Raw genomic sequence first — 736 nt, forward strand, 5'->3', positions numbered from 1 at the left:
ACTAGCTCGCAGGATTGATCTCGCGGGATTGCCCTCGCCGGATTAGCCTCGCGGGAATCGCCTCCCGGAATTGTCTCTACGCGGCCGTAGTACCACGAGGCAGGGGGCAACGACCGCCCCATGCCGCCCTTGGTTTCTCGACGTTGGCGAGAGTGCCTGGCCGTGGCCGGGGCGGCCTTCATCGGCACCGCCTCGCTGTGGTCAGGCGGTGTTGATCAGGTTGCGTCTGGGTCTTTGTTGGGGGTCGAGCCAGGCCGGTGCGTAGAAGGTCGGGATGCCGTTGATCATCCGGACTTCCCACTTGCTCTGGTGGATCAGTGTGTGGTGCGCACGGCACAGCAGCACCGCGTTGTCGACCGAGGTGTCCCCGCCGTCGGCCCAGTGCCGGACGTGGTGGCCGTCGCAGTGCCGGGGCGGTCTGTCACACCCCGGGAAGGCGCAGCCGCGGTCTCGGAGGACCAGGGCGCGGCGGATCCGGGCGGGGAAGGTCCGGGTCTTGCGGCCGATGTCCAGCGGCTGGCCCTCGCCGCCCAGTACTGCCGGGATGATGCCCGCGTCGCAGGCCACCCGGCGGACCTGATCAGCCGGGAGGTGCTCGCCGGTGTCCAGCATCGCCTCGCCCACCTGCTTGACCAGGTCCTCGTAGCGCAGGGTCACCGTCATGGTGACCGGCTCACCGCCGTGTTCGGGCAGCTGGTCGGCGCGCAGCATCAGCTCGATCAGTTCGGCCAGGGCG

At 69.2% G+C, this 736-nt stretch carries 1 protein-coding gene; it reads right to left on the minus strand.

Going from position 1 to position 736, the window contains the following annotated elements:
* Positions 1-201: 201 nt before the first annotated feature.
* On the minus strand, positions 202-736 hold a 535-nt coding region (locus ACFOWZ_RS48005; RefSeq protein WP_382381438.1), incomplete at its 5' end, for an HNH endonuclease signature motif containing protein.

The sequence above is a fragment of the Lentzea rhizosphaerae genome (genome assembly GCF_042649515.1).
Lineage (GTDB): Bacteria > Actinomycetota > Actinomycetes > Mycobacteriales > Pseudonocardiaceae > Lentzea > Lentzea aerocolonigenes.